The organism is Deferrisoma camini S3R1, from assembly GCF_000526155.1.
Classification (GTDB): domain Bacteria; phylum Desulfobacterota; class Deferrisomatia; order Deferrisomatales; family Deferrisomataceae; genus Deferrisoma; species Deferrisoma camini.
This window is the reverse complement of the sequence record NZ_JAFN01000001.1, coordinates 2,097,997-2,116,559: the sequence shown is the minus strand read 5'-3', so window position 1 is coordinate 2,116,559 and position 18,563 is coordinate 2,097,997. Positions and strand designations below refer to the sequence as shown.

At 65.0% G+C, this 18,563-nt stretch carries 17 protein-coding genes; 13 read left to right on the top strand and 4 right to left on the bottom strand.

Features of this window, described 5'->3' with window-relative positions; translation table 11 throughout:
* Positions 1-23 precede the first annotated feature (23 nt).
* The 3 genes from sucC (at position 24) to DEFCA_RS0109275 (ending at position 2,697) form a co-directional block, all read left to right on the top strand.
* Positions 24-1,187, top strand: coding sequence for an ADP-forming succinate--CoA ligase subunit beta (sucC, locus tag DEFCA_RS0109285; protein WP_025322751.1), 1,164 nt, complete (start codon positions 24-26; stop codon positions 1,185-1,187).
* A gap of 211 nt (positions 1,188-1,398) precedes the next feature.
* Positions 1,399-2,268, top strand: a complete 870-nt coding sequence (gene sucD, locus DEFCA_RS0109280) for a succinate--CoA ligase subunit alpha (protein ID WP_025322750.1) — start codon at positions 1,399-1,401, stop codon at positions 2,266-2,268.
* A gap of 147 nt (positions 2,269-2,415) precedes the next feature.
* The gene (locus tag DEFCA_RS0109275; protein ID WP_025322749.1) at positions 2,416-2,697 is read left to right on the top strand and encodes a hypothetical protein; all 282 of its coding nucleotides are present in this window, start codon (positions 2,416-2,418) and stop codon (positions 2,695-2,697) included.
* 1,031 nt (positions 2,698-3,728) lie between these two features.
* Here DEFCA_RS0109275 and DEFCA_RS0109265 read toward each other — a convergent pair.
* On the bottom strand, positions 3,729-5,171 hold the full coding sequence (locus DEFCA_RS0109265; protein WP_025322747.1) for an integron integrase: 1,443 nt from the start codon (positions 5,169-5,171) through the stop codon (positions 3,729-3,731).
* On the opposite strand from DEFCA_RS0109265, the gene DEFCA_RS22265 reads away from it, so the two are divergent.
* The 3 genes from DEFCA_RS22265 to DEFCA_RS22260 all read left to right on the top strand — a co-directional run bounded on the left by DEFCA_RS22265 (position 5,170) and on the right by DEFCA_RS22260 (position 8,243).
* The gene (locus DEFCA_RS22265; RefSeq protein WP_169709526.1) at positions 5,170-5,877 is read left to right on the top strand and encodes a hypothetical protein; all 708 of its coding nucleotides are present in this window, start codon (positions 5,170-5,172) and stop codon (positions 5,875-5,877) included. The two genes, DEFCA_RS0109265 and DEFCA_RS22265, sit on opposite strands and share 2 nt — an antisense overlap.
* Before the next feature lie 579 nt (positions 5,878-6,456).
* A complete protein-coding gene (locus DEFCA_RS0109260; RefSeq protein ID WP_025322746.1) occupies positions 6,457-7,488 on the top strand; it encodes an IS630 family transposase in 1,032 nt (343 codons plus the stop codon).
* A 113-nt stretch (positions 7,489-7,601) separates the two neighbouring features.
* Positions 7,602-8,243 (top strand): hypothetical protein, encoded by a 642-nt coding sequence (locus tag DEFCA_RS22260; RefSeq protein ID WP_169709525.1) that lies wholly within the window; start codon positions 7,602-7,604, stop codon positions 8,241-8,243.
* Positions 8,244-8,784: 541 nt separating this feature from the next.
* Here the strand turns inward: DEFCA_RS22260 and DEFCA_RS0109255 are convergent.
* The 3 genes from DEFCA_RS0109255 to DEFCA_RS19390 form a co-directional block, all read right to left on the bottom strand.
* Positions 8,785-9,048 (bottom strand): transposase, encoded by a 264-nt coding sequence (locus DEFCA_RS0109255; protein WP_025322745.1) that lies wholly within the window; start codon positions 9,046-9,048, stop codon positions 8,785-8,787.
* A 229-nt stretch (positions 9,049-9,277) separates the two neighbouring features.
* Entirely contained in the window at positions 9,278-9,709 is a 432-nt protein-coding gene (locus tag DEFCA_RS0109250) for a type II toxin-antitoxin system VapC family toxin (RefSeq protein WP_025322744.1), read from the bottom strand.
* On the bottom strand, positions 9,706-9,969 hold the full coding sequence (locus DEFCA_RS19390; RefSeq protein ID WP_025322743.1) for a type II toxin-antitoxin system Phd/YefM family antitoxin: 264 nt from the start codon (positions 9,967-9,969) through the stop codon (positions 9,706-9,708). Before DEFCA_RS19390 ends, DEFCA_RS0109250 begins: the two co-directional genes overlap by 4 nt.
* A 111-nt stretch (positions 9,970-10,080) precedes the next feature.
* Here DEFCA_RS19390 and DEFCA_RS0109240 point away from each other — a divergent pair, with 111 nt between their 5' ends.
* The 7 genes from DEFCA_RS0109240 to DEFCA_RS24125 all read left to right on the top strand — a co-directional run bounded on the left by DEFCA_RS0109240 (position 10,081) and on the right by DEFCA_RS24125 (position 18,480).
* The gene (locus tag DEFCA_RS0109240; RefSeq protein ID WP_025322742.1) at positions 10,081-10,434 is read left to right on the top strand and encodes a hypothetical protein; all 354 of its coding nucleotides are present in this window, start codon (positions 10,081-10,083) and stop codon (positions 10,432-10,434) included.
* 106 nt (positions 10,435-10,540) lie between these two features.
* Positions 10,541-11,788 (top strand): ATP-binding protein, encoded by a 1,248-nt coding sequence (locus DEFCA_RS0109235; RefSeq protein WP_025322741.1) that lies wholly within the window; start codon positions 10,541-10,543, stop codon positions 11,786-11,788.
* Positions 11,789-12,013: 225 nt separating this feature from the next.
* Entirely contained in the window at positions 12,014-12,466 is a 453-nt protein-coding gene (locus tag DEFCA_RS0109230; RefSeq protein WP_051463221.1) for a universal stress protein, read from the top strand.
* 267 nt (positions 12,467-12,733) lie between these two features.
* Positions 12,734-13,237, top strand: a complete 504-nt coding sequence (locus DEFCA_RS22255) for a hypothetical protein (RefSeq protein WP_025322739.1) — start codon at positions 12,734-12,736, stop codon at positions 13,235-13,237.
* 35 nt (positions 13,238-13,272) lie between these two features.
* Positions 13,273-13,791, top strand: a complete 519-nt coding sequence (locus DEFCA_RS0109220) for a hypothetical protein (RefSeq protein WP_025322738.1) — start codon at positions 13,273-13,275, stop codon at positions 13,789-13,791.
* Positions 13,792-14,143: 352 nt separating this feature from the next.
* On the top strand, positions 14,144-17,224 hold the full coding sequence (locus DEFCA_RS19385; protein WP_025322737.1) for an acyl-CoA dehydratase activase: 3,081 nt from the start codon (positions 14,144-14,146) through the stop codon (positions 17,222-17,224).
* A complete protein-coding gene (locus tag DEFCA_RS24125; protein ID WP_025322736.1) occupies positions 17,197-18,480 on the top strand; it encodes a hypothetical protein in 1,284 nt (427 codons plus the stop codon). The genes DEFCA_RS19385 and DEFCA_RS24125 overlap by 28 nt, the downstream gene beginning before the upstream one ends.
* Positions 18,481-18,563 lie beyond the last annotated feature (83 nt).

Here is an 18,563-nt window from a genome sequence, read left to right as displayed (position 1 = left end):
TGGTTTCTAGCCCGGAGGGCTCCATGAACATCCACGAGTACCAAGCCAAAGAGATCCTGAAGCGCTACGGGGTGGCCGTGCCCCGGGGCATCGTGGCCACCACCCCCGACGAGGCCGAGGCGGCCGCTCGTGAGCTGGGCACCCCGGTCGTGGTGGTCAAGGCCCAGATCCACGCGGGTGGCCGGGGCAAGGCCGGCGGGGTCAAGGTGGTCAAGGGCCCGGTCGAGGCCCGGGAGGCCGCGGCCGCCATGCTGGGCTCCAAGCTGGTGACCCACCAGACCGGCCCGGCCGGCAAAGAGGTCCTCAAGGTCTACGTGGAGGAGGGGTGCGACATCGCCCAGGAGCTGTACCTGGGCATCGTGGTGGACCGGGCCACCGGGTTCGTGACCATCATGGCCTCCACCGAGGGCGGCATGGAGATCGAGGAGGTGGCCGCCAAGACCCCCGAGAAGATCCTCAAGCAGCCGGTGGACCCGGCCGTGGGGCTCATGGGGTTCCACACCCGCAAGCTGGCCTACGGCCTGGGCCTCAAGGGCGACGCCGCCAAGAACGCCCAGAAGTTCATCGCGGGCCTGTACCGGGCGTTCGTGGACACCGACGCGAGCCTGGCCGAGATCAACCCCCTGGTGGTCACGGGCGACGGCCAGGTGCTGGCGCTCGACGCCAAGATGAACTTCGACAACAACGCCCTGTACCGCCACAAGGACATCGAGGCCCTGCGGGACGAGACCGAGGAGGACCCCCGGGAGCTCGAGGCGTCCAGGTTCGGCCTGTCCTACATCAGCCTCGACGGCAGCATCGGGTGCATGGTGAACGGCGCGGGGCTCGCCATGGCCACCATGGACATCATCAAGCACTACGGCGCCGAGCCCGCCAACTTCCTCGACGTGGGCGGCGGGGCCAGCGCCGAGCAGGTGACCCGGGCGTTCCAGCTCATCCTGTCCGACCCCAAGGTGGAGGCCGTGCTGGTGAACATCTTCGGCGGCATCATGCGCTGCGACACCATCGCCGAGGGCATCATCACCGCGGCCAAGACCGTGGACCTCCGGGTGCCCCTGGTGGTGCGCCTCCAGGGCACCAACGTGGAGCTGGGCCGGAAGATGCTGGCCGAGAGCGGCCTGCCCATCATCACGGCCGAGACCATGAGCGAGGCGGCCGAAAAGGTGGTGGCGGCAGCTAGAAACTAGAGACTGGAAACTAGAAACTAGAAGGGGTTTGCGCCGCGCCGACGAGCGGGCGCGCCCGGCCCCCGCTTGCACCCAAGGGGAGAGGACCGGGGCAAAGGGGGAACGCAGGCGGTCCGTTCCGTAACAAATCGATGAAAGCAGCGACGAGGCCGGGAAAAAGGGGTTAGCCTCCTAGCTTCCCAGCCTCCCAGCCTCCCGAAGGGAGTAGAAAATGAGCATCCTGGTAAACAGCGAGACCCGGGTCATCTGCCAGGGGATCACCGGCTCCAACGGCCGGTTCCACTCGGAGCAGTGCCTGAAGTACGGAACCAAGCTGGTCGGGGGCGTCACCCCGGGCAAGGGCGGCACCGAGGTGCTGGGCGTGCCGGTGTTCGACACCGTGGCCGAGGCCGTGGCCGAGACCGGCGCCAACGCCTCCATGATCTTCGTGCCCGCGCCGTTCGCGGCCGACGCCATCCTCGAGGCGGCCGACGCCGGCATCGAGGTGGTGGTGTGCATCACCGAGGGCATCCCCACCCTCGACATGGTCAAGGTCAAGCGGGCCCTGGCCGGCACCAACACCCGACTGGTGGGGCCCAACTGCCCGGGCGTGATCACCCCCGAGGAGTGCAAGATCGGCATCATGCCGGGCCACATCCACAAAAAGGGCCCGGTGGGCGTGATCAGCCGGTCCGGCACCCTGACCTACGAGGCCGTGGACCAGCTCACCAAGCTGGGCATCGGCCAGAGCACCTGCATCGGCATCGGCGGCGACCCGATCATCGGCACCACCTTCATCGACGCCCTGTCCCTGTTCAAGGACGACCCCGACACCCGGGGCATCGTGATGATCGGCGAGATCGGCGGCACGGCCGAGGAGGAGGCCGCCGAGTACATCAAGGAGAACATCAAGGTCCCCGTGGTCTCGTTCATCGCGGGCCAGACCGCGCCCAAGGGCAAGCGCATGGGCCACGCGGGCGCCATCATCGCCGGCGGCAAGGGCACGGCCGCCGAGAAGATGGCCGCCCTGCAGGCCTGCGGCGTCCACGTGGTCAAGAGCCCGGCCGACATCGGCAAGACCATGGCCGACCTGCTCTCCTGAGCGTCATACCCCCCGAACGAACCACCGCCCCGGCGCACCCCGCCGGGGCGGGTTTTTTGGAGCCTGTCGGCTGGCCCCTTGCTCCCATCGGATGAACAGTTCCTCAAGTCCTTTCTTGCACTTCACCACCCGCTGGGTTAGTCTCACATGCTCAAGATCGGGATGGTGGGGCCGAAAGGGAGGCTGTACCCGGACGGCGTGGTGGCCCCCCGCAAGGAGAGAGAGCCCATGATGGAGAAACGGAATCTGGCCGATCTACTCTTCTCCGAGTTTCTGGTCGTTCTGGCGCCGATCCTGGGAGGGCTGGCTTTGTACTACACCATGACAAAGTCCTGGGCGGGCTTCCCCGGCGTGATCTTATCGGTGGTCCTGTTCGGCATCGCCTGCATGGGACCGAACCGGATTCGTGAGTGGCTCCAGAAACCCTGACCGCGGGCTTCAGGCACTCGCGGTTGCGGTCGCCGCGACAGTAGCCGCCTATCTGCCCACCCCCTGGGTAGCCAAAGCCATGGCCGTGCTGGCCTTGGCTTCCTACGGATACGCCTTCCTCTGCTTTACGGGCCTTCCCTGCAAACAGCGAGTCATGCAGACCTGGCAGCTTTGCAGCCGTTGCCTCGGCTACTGTGGGGGAATGGCTGCATCGGTGGCACTGGGCATCGTGTTCCGGGTGCCACAAACGGCCGAGGTCCCGTCCAAGGAGGGGGCGATCGTATACTTGGGACTCGGATTCCTCCTCAGCTTGCCAACGGTCGTGCACGGGGCTTACCGCCGGGTGCGCGGCAGTTCTGACGGCACAGGCAGCGTGTGGTTCCTATTCTCCTCCGGGTTTTCCGCTGGGATCGCCGCGTTCCTTTACTAATATCAACGGAAGTATTGCCAGATCCCCGGCCTTCACAAGGGAACCAGCGGGTGGGGGGCTGGTGGAGAGCCGGGCGCGGCCCCTCACATCGCCGCGCCCTCACCAAGCCTGAATCGCCTTGGAAGTTCCGGATCTTCCGCCACCGGCGCCCCGGCCTACCGGGCTGACAACGGCATGCGAAGGCGCGGCGAAAAGGGTGCCGCACTCGCGCCCGGCCGGAGCCAGCCCCCCACCCGCGTCCGGCAATACCTTCGTAGGCCTTAGTATTACCTGGCCTTCGCTGCGCTGCTGGGATGAACCACGCTGCAGTCGCCTCCCCTCCCCCGAGCGCACCCGGCGTGCAGCCTGCCGTATTCGTCTCTCCCCACCCCCGCCTTCTGGCCTCTGACCCTTGATCTCTGAAACGGAGAGGGCCAGGGTGATGGGTGGCGGGCAAACGACCCTCGTCCCCTCCCGACTTGACACGGACGAGCGCGCGCCCGTATACAGAGGGAACACGCTACAGCAGGGAAATCGACCGGGGGAGGCGATGTCCCGACACCAGACCCTGATGATCACCCACGGCCGCAACGCCCGTCGAGGCGCTTGCGGCCGTTTTGCGTCAAGGGGTGGGTTGGAACGGTTCTCGTTGGGCCGCAGGGTCTCCGAAGTCGGCAGGGCTCCGGACGGCAAGGCCGGGCCGGTTGAGCACGTGGGTGTAAATCATGGTCGTCGACACATCCGCATGGCCGAGCAGTTCCTGAACCGTCCGGATGTCCGAACCGGCCTCAAGCATGTGGGTGGCAAACGAATGGCGCAAGGTGTGGGGGGAAACGGGCTTTGCGATCCCAGCCCTCTTCGCGGCCAGCCGGACCGCCTTCTGGACCCCAGCCTCATGGATGTGGTGGCGCCGCACGATCCCCGACCTTGGGTCTGTGGACAGCTTGCTCGAGGGGAAGACCCACTGCCACGGCCATTCGGTGCCGGCAGAAGGATATTTCCGGGCGAGCGCGGGCCAGATGTACACGCCAGGGATTCGATTGGCCCTGTCGGCCTCGAAAAGCCTTCTGGCTCGGGCCAAGTGGGCCCGAAAGGGCTCCAAGTAGCGCTCGGGGAACACGGTGATCCGATCCTTTGCGCCCTTGCCGTCCCGGACCACGATCTGTCGGCGATCGAAGTCGAGGTCCTTCACCCGCAGGCGCAGGGCCTCCATCAGCCGGAGTCCGGATCCGTAGAGGAGGCCAGCCACCAAGGCATGGGTTCCGGACAGTTCCGCCAACAGACGTTCGACCTCGGAGCGGGACAGCACGGTGGGGAGGCGACGGCGCTGCCTCGCTTTGGAAAAATCCCCGAGATCGCCCAGGGGGCGTTCCAGGACCTTGTCGAAGAAAAACGCCAATGCGCACAGAGCCTGGGTTTGGGTGCTCGCCGAGACCTTCCGGACCTCTGCGAGGTACCCGAGATAGTCTCTGACCTTTTCCGCCCCCAGTTCGTCGAGAGTTGTCCCCTCGGAAAACGTCAGGAAACGCCGAACCCAGTTTTCATACGAGTCTTCGGTCCGGATCGAGTAATGGCGCGACCGGAGTTCCCTTCGCAGACGCCGGAACGCTTCGGGGAAACGGTCGACGACCCCGAACCCTTGAGGCGTGTCGCGAAAACGACGGGCGCTTTCGGGCACCGCGAGGGCACCCCTTCGGGTGTAACGCTCAATGGTGTCTGGAAAGTGAAGGTGCGGCTCCTTCCAGCGCTCCCATTCGAAACCGGACGCCCAAGGAGTGTTGAGCATGGTGTAAAGCAGGCGCACGGCATCGACCCACTGGCCGACTTGCCACGCCTCCAGCGTAGGCTTCGTCAGGTAGCGGGAGAAATAAGCCCGAACATCTTCGGGGGAGCGGTCGGCAATTTTCCCCCCGGTTCCGTAGCGGACAAAGTGTTGGGCGCGACGAACGCACCAGTCCGCAGCCTTCCCACGTATCCCCTCGTTCCCGAGAACATTCCGGTAGCGCTTCCAAAACGTTCTTGCCTTGGCCGAGGGCATCCCCTGGGTTGGAAGTCGGGAAGCCATGGCGCGCCTCCTGGGCTGGCATTCGCGCGCGGGCGCGGTTCGTCAGCCTACAGCGCATTATGCCGACGTCAAGATAAAATTCTTATGCGGACGTCCGCATAAGACCCTGTTAGGGCAAGGACAGAGTGGCATGGATATGTTAGAGACACTAAAGAATAATAAGATCGTCGATATCGTATATAGGTTTTTATTGTGGTTCTTGATCGGGTTAGGGCTATATAAAATAAGTTTTTATATGAATAATTTGGCTGGAGAAAAGATAAGAGAGGCGATCAAGGTTACTGCCTCGTCGCACTTTGCCCAGATTATAGGAGTGATTGGACTATTTTTTGGGGGTGTGGCGCTTTGCATCAAAGATCTGTTCTTAAAAGATGGCAAAGAAAATATTCCAATATATGTTCTAGGTAAGGTTTCCACTGATCTTATTTTAGCACCTTTTAATATCATGTCGCTTGGGCTTGGTTGGGGATTCTATCTATGGATAGATGGCAAATTTAGAGGCGAAGAGCTAAACATTTTGACTGTCTTACTATTGCCGTATGCATTAATAATGGCATTTTTGGCCACTATATCTTTAGTGGTTCGTGCGGAGCGTGGTGAGTACATATATAGCAAAGTCTTCTCTAATTCCGAAAAAATACTTCAGCGCTTATTTATCTACCTTTCGCTTATTGGTGCAACATTGTATGTCCTGTTCTTTAAGTAAGGAATCAAGCCCTAACAATACGCTCGTTCGGACGCAAACTACGCTGCGCTTCGTTTGCGCCGCACAGCTTGGTCGTTAGCGGTAATAGAGAAAGGAAACTAAAGCAAGTATAATGAGTATTTTTCTTACTATTATTTCAGGTGTTGCAGTATTCGTTATAGGGCAAATTATCCTGAAGTTATTTGTAGAGCCTTGGCAAGTTCAACGGGAATGCATTGCGAAAATAGAACATCACTTACTGTTCTACGCAGATGTATATCCCAATCCCGGAGTCGGAACTGATGAAGTAAATAGGGAAGCATCTATTGAAACACGGAAGCTAGCAGCAGAACTCATAGCGAGCTGTTGGAGAATTCCGTTTTATGATGCTCTTTCAAGTTGGAAATTGTTTCCCAAAATGGAGCAAATATTATAGGCTCAAAAAAATCTTATAGGTTTGTCGAATAGTACGCATAGTGGTGATCCACTTCATAATGCGTCACGTAGCGACAAAATAAAAGAAGCACTTGGCATTAAATTTGGTGAATAAACCGCTACTAAGACCTTCAAAAGTATTGCCGGATGTGCTAGTATGAGCGCATGAAATGTAAACGAAGAACAGACAACCGATCGCTCGACAAAAAAGCTCAGGAAGCCTTGCGCATCCGGGTGGTGCGCCAGGTACGCGAAGGGGTCAGCCCTGAGCAACTCGCCAAGACCCTGGACATCAATCCGCGGACGATCTACCGCTGGATCGAGCGCTTCCATTACGGGGGTGAGGAGGCGCTTCGAAACAAGCCCAAGACGGGGCGGCCTCCGAAGCTGACGGCGGCGCAGATGGCATGGATCGCCCACACGGTCCGAGACAAGAACCCGCAGCAGATGAGCTTTCCGTTTGCCCTGTGGACGTTGGGCATGATTCGAGAGTTGATCCGCTGGAAGTTTGGGGTTCGGTTGAGCGAAGTCTCGGTGGGGCGGGTGATGCGGGCCTTGGGGTTCACGCCGCAGAGGCCGCTTCACCGGGCGTACCAGCAGAACCCGGCCTTGGTGGAGAAGTGGCGGGAGGAGGAGTACCCGAAGATCCGCAAACGGGCGCGCAAGGAGAACGCCCTGATCTTCTTTGCGGACGAGTCTGGGATCCGGTCGGACTACCACAAGGGGCACACGTGGGCGGAGGCGGGGCGCACGCCGGTGGTGAAGGCGACGGGGAAGCGCTTTTCGGTGAACATGCTCTCGGCCGTGAGCCCTCGGGGTGAGTTTCGGTTCATGGTGCACGAGGGTACGGTGACGGCGGAGGTGTTTTGCACGTTCTTGAGGCGGTTGGCCGCCGGGGTGGAGCAGAAGATCTTCCTGATCGTGGATCGGCATGCGATTCACCGTGCCAAAAGGGTTCGGGAGTTGTTGGAGGAGATGGACGGGAAGATCACGCTGTTTTTCCTTCCGCCGTACTCGCCGGAACTCAATCCAGACGAACTGGTGTGGTCGCAGGTGAAGCGGCGAGTGGCCCGGGAGTTGATGCAATCGAAGGAGGACCTGAAGGCTCGGGTCCTCTCCGCCCTGCGCTCGTTGCAGCGGATGCCAGACAAGATTCGAGGGTTTTTCCTGGCCCCAAGTTGCCGATACGCCCCGTAGGGAACTGGCAATACTTTTGTAGGTATTAGTAACAAGGCGCTCGTTCGGACGCAAACTCCGCTGCGCTCCGTTTGCGCCGCACAGCTTGGTCGTTAGGCCTATAAAAATATACGATGGAAGAGAAAAGCAGTAATAAACTCAGTAGTTCCGAGAAAAGGGACCTGGTAATAGAGGCAGCGATGCAGGCTATCCCTTACGTTGGGGCACCGTTGTCTGTTATTTATTTTGGTGCGAAACAGGAAAAACGCTTTAAGCGGATAGAAAGTTTCTATGCCGAATTGGCTGAAGAGATAAACGAAATTCGCGATCAGATTGCTTCTGTCGATAAACAAAACAAAGAAGCTTTAGCAGCTATTCTTGAAGAATTGAATGAAAAGGTGGAAACAGAGCCATTAGAGGAGAAACGACAATTTTTTAAAAATTATTTCAAAAATACATTAAGAAAACCAATTACTAATGACTTCGATAAGCGGAAGTATTTTCTACAAACTCTTGCAGATATGAGTCTCCTTGGATGTGAACTTTTAGCTTTCATCAGCTCTCAGCCAGGAGCTGTCTTGGTAGGCAATATTAAAAAACCGGGTACAGACCAGTATGCTATTGTAGGAGCTATTGGAAGGTTGAAATCGTATGGATTCTTAATGTCTTTTCAAGGAAGTTTTACGATAGGTGGGGGACAGGATAATGCATTACAGGAACAAGTTCAACTTTCACATTTCGGAAAAGAATTTGTAGATTTTTGTTTAAAGGCCTAACACGTATATGGCCTCCTCCGGTCAAGGCGAAAACGGTCCCTGAACCGAGGTTTTTCTCGGTTTTGCGTAAGTGACGGGTCCCAGCGTCGGTGGTTTCGGTCTCTGACTTCGTTTGCTGGTTTTCGGGTTTGCGGACGTTCGTGTCTGCACCAAACACGTATCGACGGTCGTTTGGCTGAGGTCCTTGAAAAGCCGGGCCTCGCCGGTAGAAACAGCTTCGTGCCCTCGTGCCGGCCGACTCTTTGCGGTGGGGCTCAGGTGGTTGACCTGTCCAGTTCGTAGCGCGGCTCGGGGGAGGGGCAGAGCACGAACCCCGAAGACCGGGACGTCACACAAACCAGCGGGGCCCGGGGCATGGGTCCAATCAAAGCGACATGGGCTCGGGTCGAAGGGCCGAGGCACCCGGGGCACGCGCGCTCGGAGCGCAAACGGAGAGTTCTTCGGGTGCAACGCGCGGCTGAGACCCCATCGTCCCAGTTAGACGAAACGGCTCCCATGCCCCGGCCCGTCAGGTGGTTGCAAAGAAGGTTCTTCCGACTTTTTAGTGGGTAACGGGGTCCATGGGGAGGCCGCCCAGGTGGAACAGGATCACCAGCCGGTACCTCGCCTTGTTCCGGTACCCTCGGGCTTTGCGCCAGATGGCGTCCAGCCTTGAGTTCAGGCCTTCCGTCATGGCGTTCGTGATCCGATGGCGAAAGTAGTTCATCACCCCGTAGAGCCGACTGTGCACCATCTTCGCCACCCGTTTCACGGGCTCCAACCGGCTGTGCGTCGCCCAGTAGTACCACCGCCGGTAGTACCTCATCGCCCAGATCTCCCGCTTGGGGGGAGGGGACGCTGACAAGTTATAAAGTTGTTCTCACCCATCCCCCGTCAACCCGACCCTCGGGGGCTTGGGGACATCGTCGGGGGGAGCGACGCTGTTCGGTTATTCAGTTATTCTTTCGGAATCACCCGGGATCGAAGGCCTTCTCGGAGCAGGTCGGCGGGGCCGTCATGAAATCCGAGGACGGTCCACGCGTGTCTAGAGCGGCTCACTCTGCCCCGAGGAAATCGCACGGCACGCCGAGATGCCGAGCCGCACGGGAAAGGCCTTCGTCGAGGGTGACCAGAACGCACTCGGCCTGCTGGCAGCACGCGAGGTGAAGGGCGTCGAGGGATCGAAGCGGCGTGTCGAACCGCTCGAGCCACGCGGCCGCTTGAGCAAAGACCTCCCGATCCACTGAGAGGAGTTCGTAGACCCTTTGGTCGATGTGGCGTTGGAAGGTTTTGAGTACTCGCTTCGCCGAATCGGGCTCCAGGGCCTTGGCCTGCGTCTTGAGGGCCAGGGCCGAGCGGAATTCCACCTCGGTGAGCCACGATACGAAGAGGGTCGTGGCATCCCGGAGTCGTTCCGAGGCGCGGGGAGAAGCCGGCTCCGGCACGTACAGCGGCACCACGGCGCTGGTGTCGAAGTAGAGCCTCAAAACCGTTCCACCTTGCGAAGTTCAAGCACGGTCCGGCTCAGGGGTTCGCCCGTGAGCGATCCTGAGAGGGAAGACCGAAGGGCTGCGAGTTCCTCAATGACGTCCTCCCGGCTCGGGACCCGGCAGGTGTCCTCCGGTGCCAGGGGCACGATCTTCGCCACCGGTCGGTTGCGGGAGGTCACGATGATTTCCTCGCCCCGCTGCACCCGGCGGAGGAACTCACTCAAGCGGTTCTTGACGGTTCGAACGGAAGCCTGCATGTGCCATCCTCCGAATACTCGGTGTGGCTACAACATAGTCCAAAAGAGCCACAAGGGGAAGCCCGACCCTCGGCCGGGACGGGGGAGGAAAGGGAGGCATACGACGAGCGGGTGCTGGGAAGCGGGGCGTTCGTGGAGGAACTGTGGCGTCGGGAGGAGTTACGGGACGTGTTGCGGCCGCCGTGGACAGTAGACGAGGTGGTGGAGCGGGTGGCTGTGCGCTACGGGCTGGAACTAGAGCGAGTGCTGCGGCGGAGCACGGATTCGAGCGTGAGCGACGCACGGGGGCTGGTGCGCCACGTTGGGGTGGACGTGCTGGGGCTGCAGGCTACGGAGGTGGGGAGGATTCTAGGGCTTGGGCGATCGGGCGCGAGCCGGTGCTTGGCGCGTGGGCGGAGGGTGGCCCGGGCGGAGCCGGAGGTGCTTCGGGACGTTTTGGGCAGGGACACGGTAGCGCGTGCGTGAGGGAGCGCTAGGCAACTGCGCAGCAGCGTGCCCTTGAGCCCCGACTCTGCTGGATCTGATTTTGGGAGTTGCCGGAGAGTCTTGCTGGTGATATTTTGCAATCAAAATGCAAAATATCGACAAAAAGCCTGCCATGAGCCCATATATCCCAAGGTCGCTGGAGCCCGTCCTCCGGAGGGCGGCCGAGGAGTTCCCTGCCGTAGTGCTGACCGGCCCGCGGCAGTCTGGCAAGACCACGCTTCTCAAGCGCCTCTTTGGAAGGCGTTACCGATATGTCTCCCTTGAGCCGCCCGATGTGCGGGCGGCTGCGGAGGAAGATCCGCGGACTTTCCTCGAGATGTATCCGCCTCCCGTGATCCTGGACGAGGTCCAGTACGCCCCGGACCTCCTTCCCTACATCAAAGAGAAGATCGATGCCGATCGGCACCAGACCGGGCAGTTCCTGCTGACCGGTTCGCAGAACCTCCTGCTCATGCAGAGGGTGACCGAGTCGTTGGCAGGCCGTGCCGCGATGCTTCGCCTTCTCCCCCTTTCGAGGCGGGAGGCGGAGGGAAGGCCGCAGCTTCCGCTGCCGTGGGAACCCGGGGCCCCGCCGCCGGCCGGGAAGCCCCTGGCGTACCGCGAGCTTTGGGAGCGATTTCTCCGGGGGGGGTACCCAGAGCTCGTGGCTCACCCCCGGCGGGATGTGAGCCTGTGGCACGGGAGCTACATCCAGACGTACCTCGAACGGGACGTCCGGACGCTTCGGCAGGTCGGGGACCTCACCCAGTTCCAGAACTTCCTCCGGATGCTTGCCGCCAGAAGCGCCCAACTCCTGAACCTGAGCGATATCGCTCGGGACCTCGGAGTGGCCGTCAACACGGTCAAGGCATGGCTGTCCGTGCTGGAGGCCACCTACCAGGTCATCGTCCTTCGCCCCTACTTCGCCAACGTAGGAAAGCGGCTCGTCAAGACCCCAAAGGTCTATTTCACAGACGTCGGCACGCTCTGCTATCTGACGGGTCTGAAGGACCCGGACCACGCGGCTGCCGGCCCCCTGGGGGGAGCCATCCTGGAGACCGCGGTGCTCTGCGAACTCGTGAAGGCCTACGCACACCGCGGCGTGGATCCGCAGGTGTACTTCTGGCGAACCGCCGCAGGCTCAGAGGTGGATTTCGTGGTGGAGGCCGGCCAGAATCTCGTCCCCATCGAGGTGAAGCTGTCCGCCACGCCACGCCCGGCCATGGCTTCTGCGATCCGGCGCTTCCAAAAGGACTTTGGGGACCGGGCGATGCCGGGGTACGTGGTGCACCCTGGGGACGTCGTGCTCCCTCTGGGGCCCGGCGTGACCGCCCTGCCGTTCGGAGCGCTTTGAAGAAGCGAGCGGCGTTCCTGGAGCGGCTCGGGACGGTGATCGAGGAGAGGCCCGCCAGGCCGAAGGCCCGAAGTTGCCTGGAGGTCCCGGTAGGCCTGTATTCTGTGACGGCTGCGAGGAGTGTAACGCCCCTCCTTTTCCCGCATCCAAATGAGTGAATGTGAGGCAGCGCGCGCCTTGCTTTGGGCGGTGCTGCCACAGCGGATGCGAAAGAGGAGGGTTGCCATGAAAGCCTACCGGACGATCCTGATCCCCCTGGACGGATCAAAGCTGTGCAGCCTGGCGGTGGATGCCGCGCTGCCGTTGGCCAAGGCGTTCGGCGCCCGGGTGGTCTTGTGCTCGGCGTTTGACTTCGCTCCGGAGCGGTTCGGGCTGTACTACGAGCTGTCGGTGCCGGAGGAGTTCGAGCGGGAGATCCGAGCACACCACGAGAACACCCTCAATCGGGCCCACGAGCGGTTTGTGGCGGAGGGGGTGGCCACCACCACCGTGATCGAGAAGGGCGACCCCGTGACCTCGATCCTGGCTCGGGCGCGGCAGGAGAGGGCGGACCTGATCGTGATGGCGTCACACAGCCGCCCCGCGGTGCCGCGGTTCTTCCTGGGCAGTGTCACGGACCGGGTCCTCCGGCAAGCGCCATGTCCGGTGCTGGTGGTCCGGCCGCCCGAGCCCGCCTGATCCCGAGCCGTGCCACGGTGGCAGCCCTCTTGTCGCGGTCCGGCCCTGCCCTCTCAGCCGGAGGGCGGGCCTCGTGCCCAGCCTCCGACCGCCTGTCCCCATCGCGCCTGAGCCATTCGACCGGTTTGTCTTGGTAGGGGGCTGGTACCCGGGGATCTTCGCTCGCAGTTCGGCGGTTGAGTCCTATCCCGCTCTGTGCTACCGGTGGGATGCCCTCTTCCCGGCAAGACGTGGGTCCGTGCTGCCCCTCCGCTTGGAGTCCTTCCCGTGCCGATCTACCAAAAGGAGTTCCCCTTCTCGGTTCGTCCTTGGCGGACGCCGTTCGGCACCGCGGGCGAGCCCTCCACCCCTCTCTGGTTCCTCTACCTGACGAACCGGGAGCAGCGGTTCACCGGGTTGTTCCCGCCGTCGGAGGGCTGGATGGAAGCGGCGGAGCGGTGCTTCCCTTACGGCTACACTCAGCTCTGGCTGCTGGAGAAGCGGATTGCGTTCCACCCTCCGCCGGGCAGCAAGCGACGTGCTCCGCGGCGCTCCCCGCTCCTGCCGGATCCACCCGTTCCGTATCCGTCTTCTGATGAGCTCCCTCGGGAACGGTGGCCCAACCACCTGTTCGTGGTGCTGCGGGAGCCCTATCCCAAGGGGGCGCACCACGACGTGGTGGGGGCCTGGGCCAGCGAGGAGACGGCTCGGGAGGCGGCCGAGCGGTACACTCGCGACCACAACCGGCGCAGCGTGGTGGGGCTGCTCCTCGCCGATCTGGGTTGGCACTGAGGGGGGCGGAGCACCCGCCGGGACCGAGGGGAATCATGCAGACGTTCTTGGACGTGTTCTTACCCAGCTTCGGCGCCACCCTGGCAATCCTGCTCGCCCTCGGCGGGGCGATCGCATGGGTCGCCCGGCGGCAGGGGCGCGGCCCGGGCCCGGAGCCCCGTTCTCAGGGCTCGGAGCGCATGGGCCCGGCCGCCAAGGGAAAGGCGGTCCTGGCCGTCTGGGGGGTGGGGTTGGTTCTCGCGGCATGTGTCCATCTGTGGCTGTTCAAGATCCCCTCGTTCTCGGGCGAGGTGTGGGAGAAGCAGAGTTTCGGCCGAGCTGGGAACGTCTACACGTTCGAGATCGGGGTCGGGGGCGAGACGTTCACCGTTCCTGAGGCGGTCTACGACGAGATCACCAAAGGCGACCGGGTGGCCCACGCCTTTGCCTCACCGTGGACGACCGTGAACGGTCGGCCGGTGGTGGACACCTATGCTGTGGCGCTGTTCGGCGTCTTCTGCGGCCTGGTCGCCGCGGCGGCCCTCGCGCTCACGGGGTTCATCTTGACCGCGTGAGAGCCGCACATGACGAATTCATTGCTGGATGGGGGAATCTGTTGAAAAAGCGCTTTGAGTCGATGGCTTGAACCGATCCGCTGACACCCTCGCAGGGGGCGCCTCGGTTTGGTCCGCTGCGGGGCGTGAGAGTACGCGCCGCGGGTGGGCACGGAACCCTCTGCCCCTCCCCCGATCGCCCGTGCCCGATGGGAGGACTTGACGAACCCCATCGGAGCCTGGCCGGCGGTCCCCCCTGGCTTCCGAGCGTCTGACCTCCCAACGTCCCAGCCTGCTCTCTGCTCCTTTCCTATCCGTCCGCTGTTGGTATGCTGGCCCCATCCGCCGGCCGGTGAGAAGGAGGGAGGTCCAGATGGGGAGGAAGGGCAAGGGGCTCGCGGTGGGCTGCGACGTGGGGTCCGTGGCGGTGAAGGCCGTGGTGCTGGTGCCCTCGGTCCTTCCGGAGGCGGACGTTCGGGCCCCGGGGCTGCTGGACCCGTTCGGCACCGGCCCGCCGGGGTACCGCCTGTACGCCGTGGCGCCGACGAGGGGCGGGGGGGACCCTGTGGGTGCGGCCGAGGAGTTGCTGGAGAGGCTGCGCCGGGCCCTGGGGCCGGCGTCCGAGGGCTGGACCGTGCGACTCACCGGCGCCGCGGGCCGCCCCCTGGCCGCGCGGACCGGCGCGGTGTGGGAGCACGACCTGCGGGCCCTGGCCCGGGCCGTCGGGCTTCTGCTGCCGGGGGTGCGCACCGTGTTCGAGATCGGGGGCGAGAGCGCCCGGTACCTCCGGATCGCCGGGGCGGGGGAGGGCGTGGAGGTCCCCCTGCTCGACTACGACACCAACAGCGAGTGCGCCGCGGGCACCGGGGCGTTCCTCGACCAGCAGGCCCTGCGCCTGGGGTTCGGGGTGGACGAGATGGGGCCCGAGGCCCTGCGGGCGGAGCGGGCCGCCAAGATCGCCGGCCGCTGCTCCGTGTTTGCCAAGAGCGACATGATCCACGCCCAGCAAAAAGGGGCGAGCCCGGCCGAGGTGCTCCGGGGCCTGTGCGAGGCCATCGCCCGGAACTTCCGCACGAGCGTGGTGAAGGCCCGGCCGGTGGAGGGACCTGCGGCCCTGGTGGGGGGCGTGGCCCTGAACCGGGCCGTGGTGGAGGCGGTGCGGGGGGTGTTCTCCCTGGACGGGGGGCTCCTGGTGCCCGAGCATCCCTGCCACTGGGGGGCGGTGGGCGCCGCCCTGGGGGGGCTTGGGCGGGAGCCGGCCGGGGGCGTGGCGGTGCGGGCGGCGGCGCCGCCCGGGCCCGGGGAGCCGTGGGAGCCCCTGGACATGGCCGGGGTGGTGGTGCTCCGGGACCGGGTCCGGCCCAAGGCCCTGCCGGCAGGGGCAGAGGTCTACGTGGGCATCGATGTGGGCTCGGTGAGCACCAACCTGGTGTGCGTCGACGCCGACGGGGACCTGGTCCACGAGATCTACCTCCGGACCCGGGGCCGGCCGGTCCAGGTGGTGCGGGAGGGCCTCCGGCGGATCGAGGCCGACCTGGGCCCCGGGCTCCGGGTGGCGGGGTGCGCCACCACCGGCTCCGGCCGGGAGCTCGTGGGCGAGCTCGTGGGCGCGGACCTGGTGGTGGACGAGATCACGGCCCACAAGACCGGGGCCTTCGACATCGCCCGGCGGCACCTGGGCTCGGTGGTGGACACGATCTTCGAGATCGGGGGGCAGGACGCCAAGTTCATCCGCCTGACGGACGGGGTGGTGGTGGACTTCGCCATGAACGAGGCGTGCGCCGCCGGCACCGGGTCGTTCCTGGAGGAGCAGGCCGCGATCCTCGGGGTCCGGATCGAGGGGGAGTTCGCCCGGCTGGCCCTGTCGTCGCGGCGGCCGGCGCGCCTGGGGGAGCGGTGCACCGTGTTCATGGAGCGGGACGTGGCCGGCCTGAAGGCCGGGGGCGCCGGCGTGGCGGACATCGTGGCCGGCCTCGCCTACGCCGTGGTCCAGAACTACCTGAACCGGGTCGTGAAGGGCCGGAGCATCGGGGACGTGATCTTCTTCCAGGGCGGCACCGCGTACAACGACGCCGTGGCGGCGGCCTTCTCCAAGGTGCTCGGCAAGACCGTCGTGGTGCCCCCCCACAACGGGGTGCTGGGGGCCTACGGCGCCGCCCTGCTCGCCCGGGAGCGGCGCCGGACCCTGGGGAGCCCGAGCCGGTTCCGGGGCTTCCGCCTGGGGGACGAGGCCCGGCCGGTGCGGGTGTTCACGTGCCAGGGGTGCTCGAACCGCTGCGACGTGCAGGAGTACCGGGTGGGGAACCGCCGGAGCTACTGGGGCGACCGGTGCGGCGAGCGGTACCGCCGGCCGGCCGAGGGCACGCGGGAGCCCGTCATCCCCGACCTGTTCGCCCTTCGGGAGTCCCTGTTGGCGGTCGACCCGGCGGAGCTGGTGGAGGACCCGCGGCTCCGGCAGGCCCTCCGGGAGCCCGCCCGGGGCCCGGCGGTGGGGATCCCCAGGTGCCTGTACTTCGTCGACCAGCTCCCGTTCTGGCGGGCGTACCTCCAGGCCCTGGGCCTGGAGGTGCGGCTCTCGGGCCCCACCACCCCGGCCCTGGCCGACCGGGGGGCCGAGGCGGCCGTGGCCGAGCCGTGCTTCCCGGTGCAGGTGGCCCACGGCCACGTGCTGGACCTACTGGACCGGGGCGTGGACGCGGTGCTCTTGCCCAACGTGATCGATGCCGAGCCTGCCGAGGGGGAGGGGGGCATCCCCTCCTACCTGTGCCCGTGGGGCCAGACCGCGCCCTTCGTGATCCGGGCGAGCCCGGAGGTGGAGGGGGCGGGGGCCCGGGTGCTCGCCCCCCTGGTGCGGTTCGGCGAGGGCCCGGCCGCGGTGGAGCGGGCCCTGTGGGGCACCTTCCGGCGCTTCGGGGGCTCCCGGGCGCGCCACCGCCGGGCCGTGCGGGCGGCCTACGCGGCCCGGGAGGGGTTCCGGCGGGCCATGGCCCGGGCCGGCAGCGAGGCCCTGGCCACCCTGGAGCGCACCGGGGAGGCGGGGGTGGTGATCGTGGGAAGGCCCTACAACCTGTACGACCCCGGGCTCAACCTCCACATCCCCCAGAAGCTCCGGCGCTTCTACGGGGCCAACGTGCTGCCCTTCGACGTGCTCCCGGTGGAGCGGGTGGGCATCCGGGACCTGAACCCGAACCTGTACTGGCACTACGGCCGCCGGATCCTCCAGGCGGCCCGGCTGACCTCGGGGCGGCACCGGCTCCACCTGGTGTACCTGACCAACTTCAAGTGCGGTCCCGACTCCTACGTGAAGCAGTTCTGCGAGGAGGCCGCCGGCAAGCCGTTCCTGGTGCTCCAGTTCGACGGCCACGGCAACGACGCCGGCTTCCTGACCCGGTGCGAGGCGTACCTGGACAGCAAAGGGGTGTTGCGATGGTGGGCACGTCGGCAGACCGCGTGAGGGACCGGGTGGTGTTCATCCCGCGGATGTGCGAGGGCGCCAGCCGGACGTACGCCGCGGCCCTGCGCTCGGTCGGGGTGGACGCCCGGGTGTGCCCCCCGGCCGGGGCCCGGGCCCTGGAGCTGGCCAAGCGGCACACCTCGGGGGAGGAGTGCTACCCCCAGGTGGTGACCCTGGCGGAGCTCTTCGAGGCCATGGACCGCCCGGGGTTCGACCCGGCCCGGGCCGCGTTCATGATGCCCACCACCACGGGGCCGTGCCGGTTCGGCCAGTACGCTCCGTTCCTGCGACGGCTGCTCGACCGGCTCGGGTACGGCGACGTGGCCCTGGTCTCCCCCAACTCGGACGAGGGGTACCGCGACGTGGCCGACGCCGCCCGGGATCTCCGCCGGACCCTGTGGTGGGCCACGGTGGGGGCCGACCTGCTGCGCCGGGCCCTGCTGCGCACGCGCCCCTACGAGGGGGAGGCCGGCCGGGCCGACCGGGCCTACGAAGAGTCCCTGGAGGAGCTGTGCCGGGCCCTGGAGGCCCCCTCGGGCACCACGGCCGAGCGGCGGGAGCGGGTGGTGGAGAGCCTGCGGCGGGCGGCCGGGAGGTTCCGGGCGGTTCCGGTGGCGCCCGCCGACCGGGTGCTGGTGGGGGTCGTGGGGGAGATCTTCTGCCGCCTGAGCGTGTTCAGCAACCACGGCATCGTGCGGCGCCTCGAGGCCCTGGGAGCCGAGGCGTGGCTCTCCGGGATCGGGGAGTGGGTGTGGTACGTGAACGCGTGGGAGGCGTACGAGCTTCGCCGCCGGGGCCGGGCCTTGTCCCGGGCGATGCTGGGGGCCCGGCTGTCCCAGTGGGTCCAGCGCCGGGACGAGCACGAGCTCGAGGCGGCGTTCGCCGGGTTCTTGGACGACCGGCCCGAGCCCCACGGCGTGGAGGAGATCCTGGACCTGGCCGCCCCGTACCTGCCCTGGGAGGGGGCCCTGGGGGAGATGGTGATGAGCGTGGGCAAGGCCGTGTACCTCCAGGGGCGCGGGGCGGACGCGGTGATGGACGTGAGCCCCTTCGGGTGCATGAACGGCGTGGTCTCCGAGGCCGTGTACCCCCGGGTCCGCCGCGACCACGGCGGCATCCCGATCCGGGTGTTCTACGTGGACGAGACCGCCGGGGACCCGGACCTTCGCCTGGAGATGTTCCTGGACCTGGCCCGGGCCTACCGGGCGCGGCGGGAGGGGGCGGGCCAGGCCGCGCTGTCGAACGACCTGTTTTGAAAAAGGAACACCTTCCACCTCCGGAATCCAGGCGACCTCATCACGGTTTCCCGGGATCTGGCTGCCAGTCTGCAGAGAGTTGC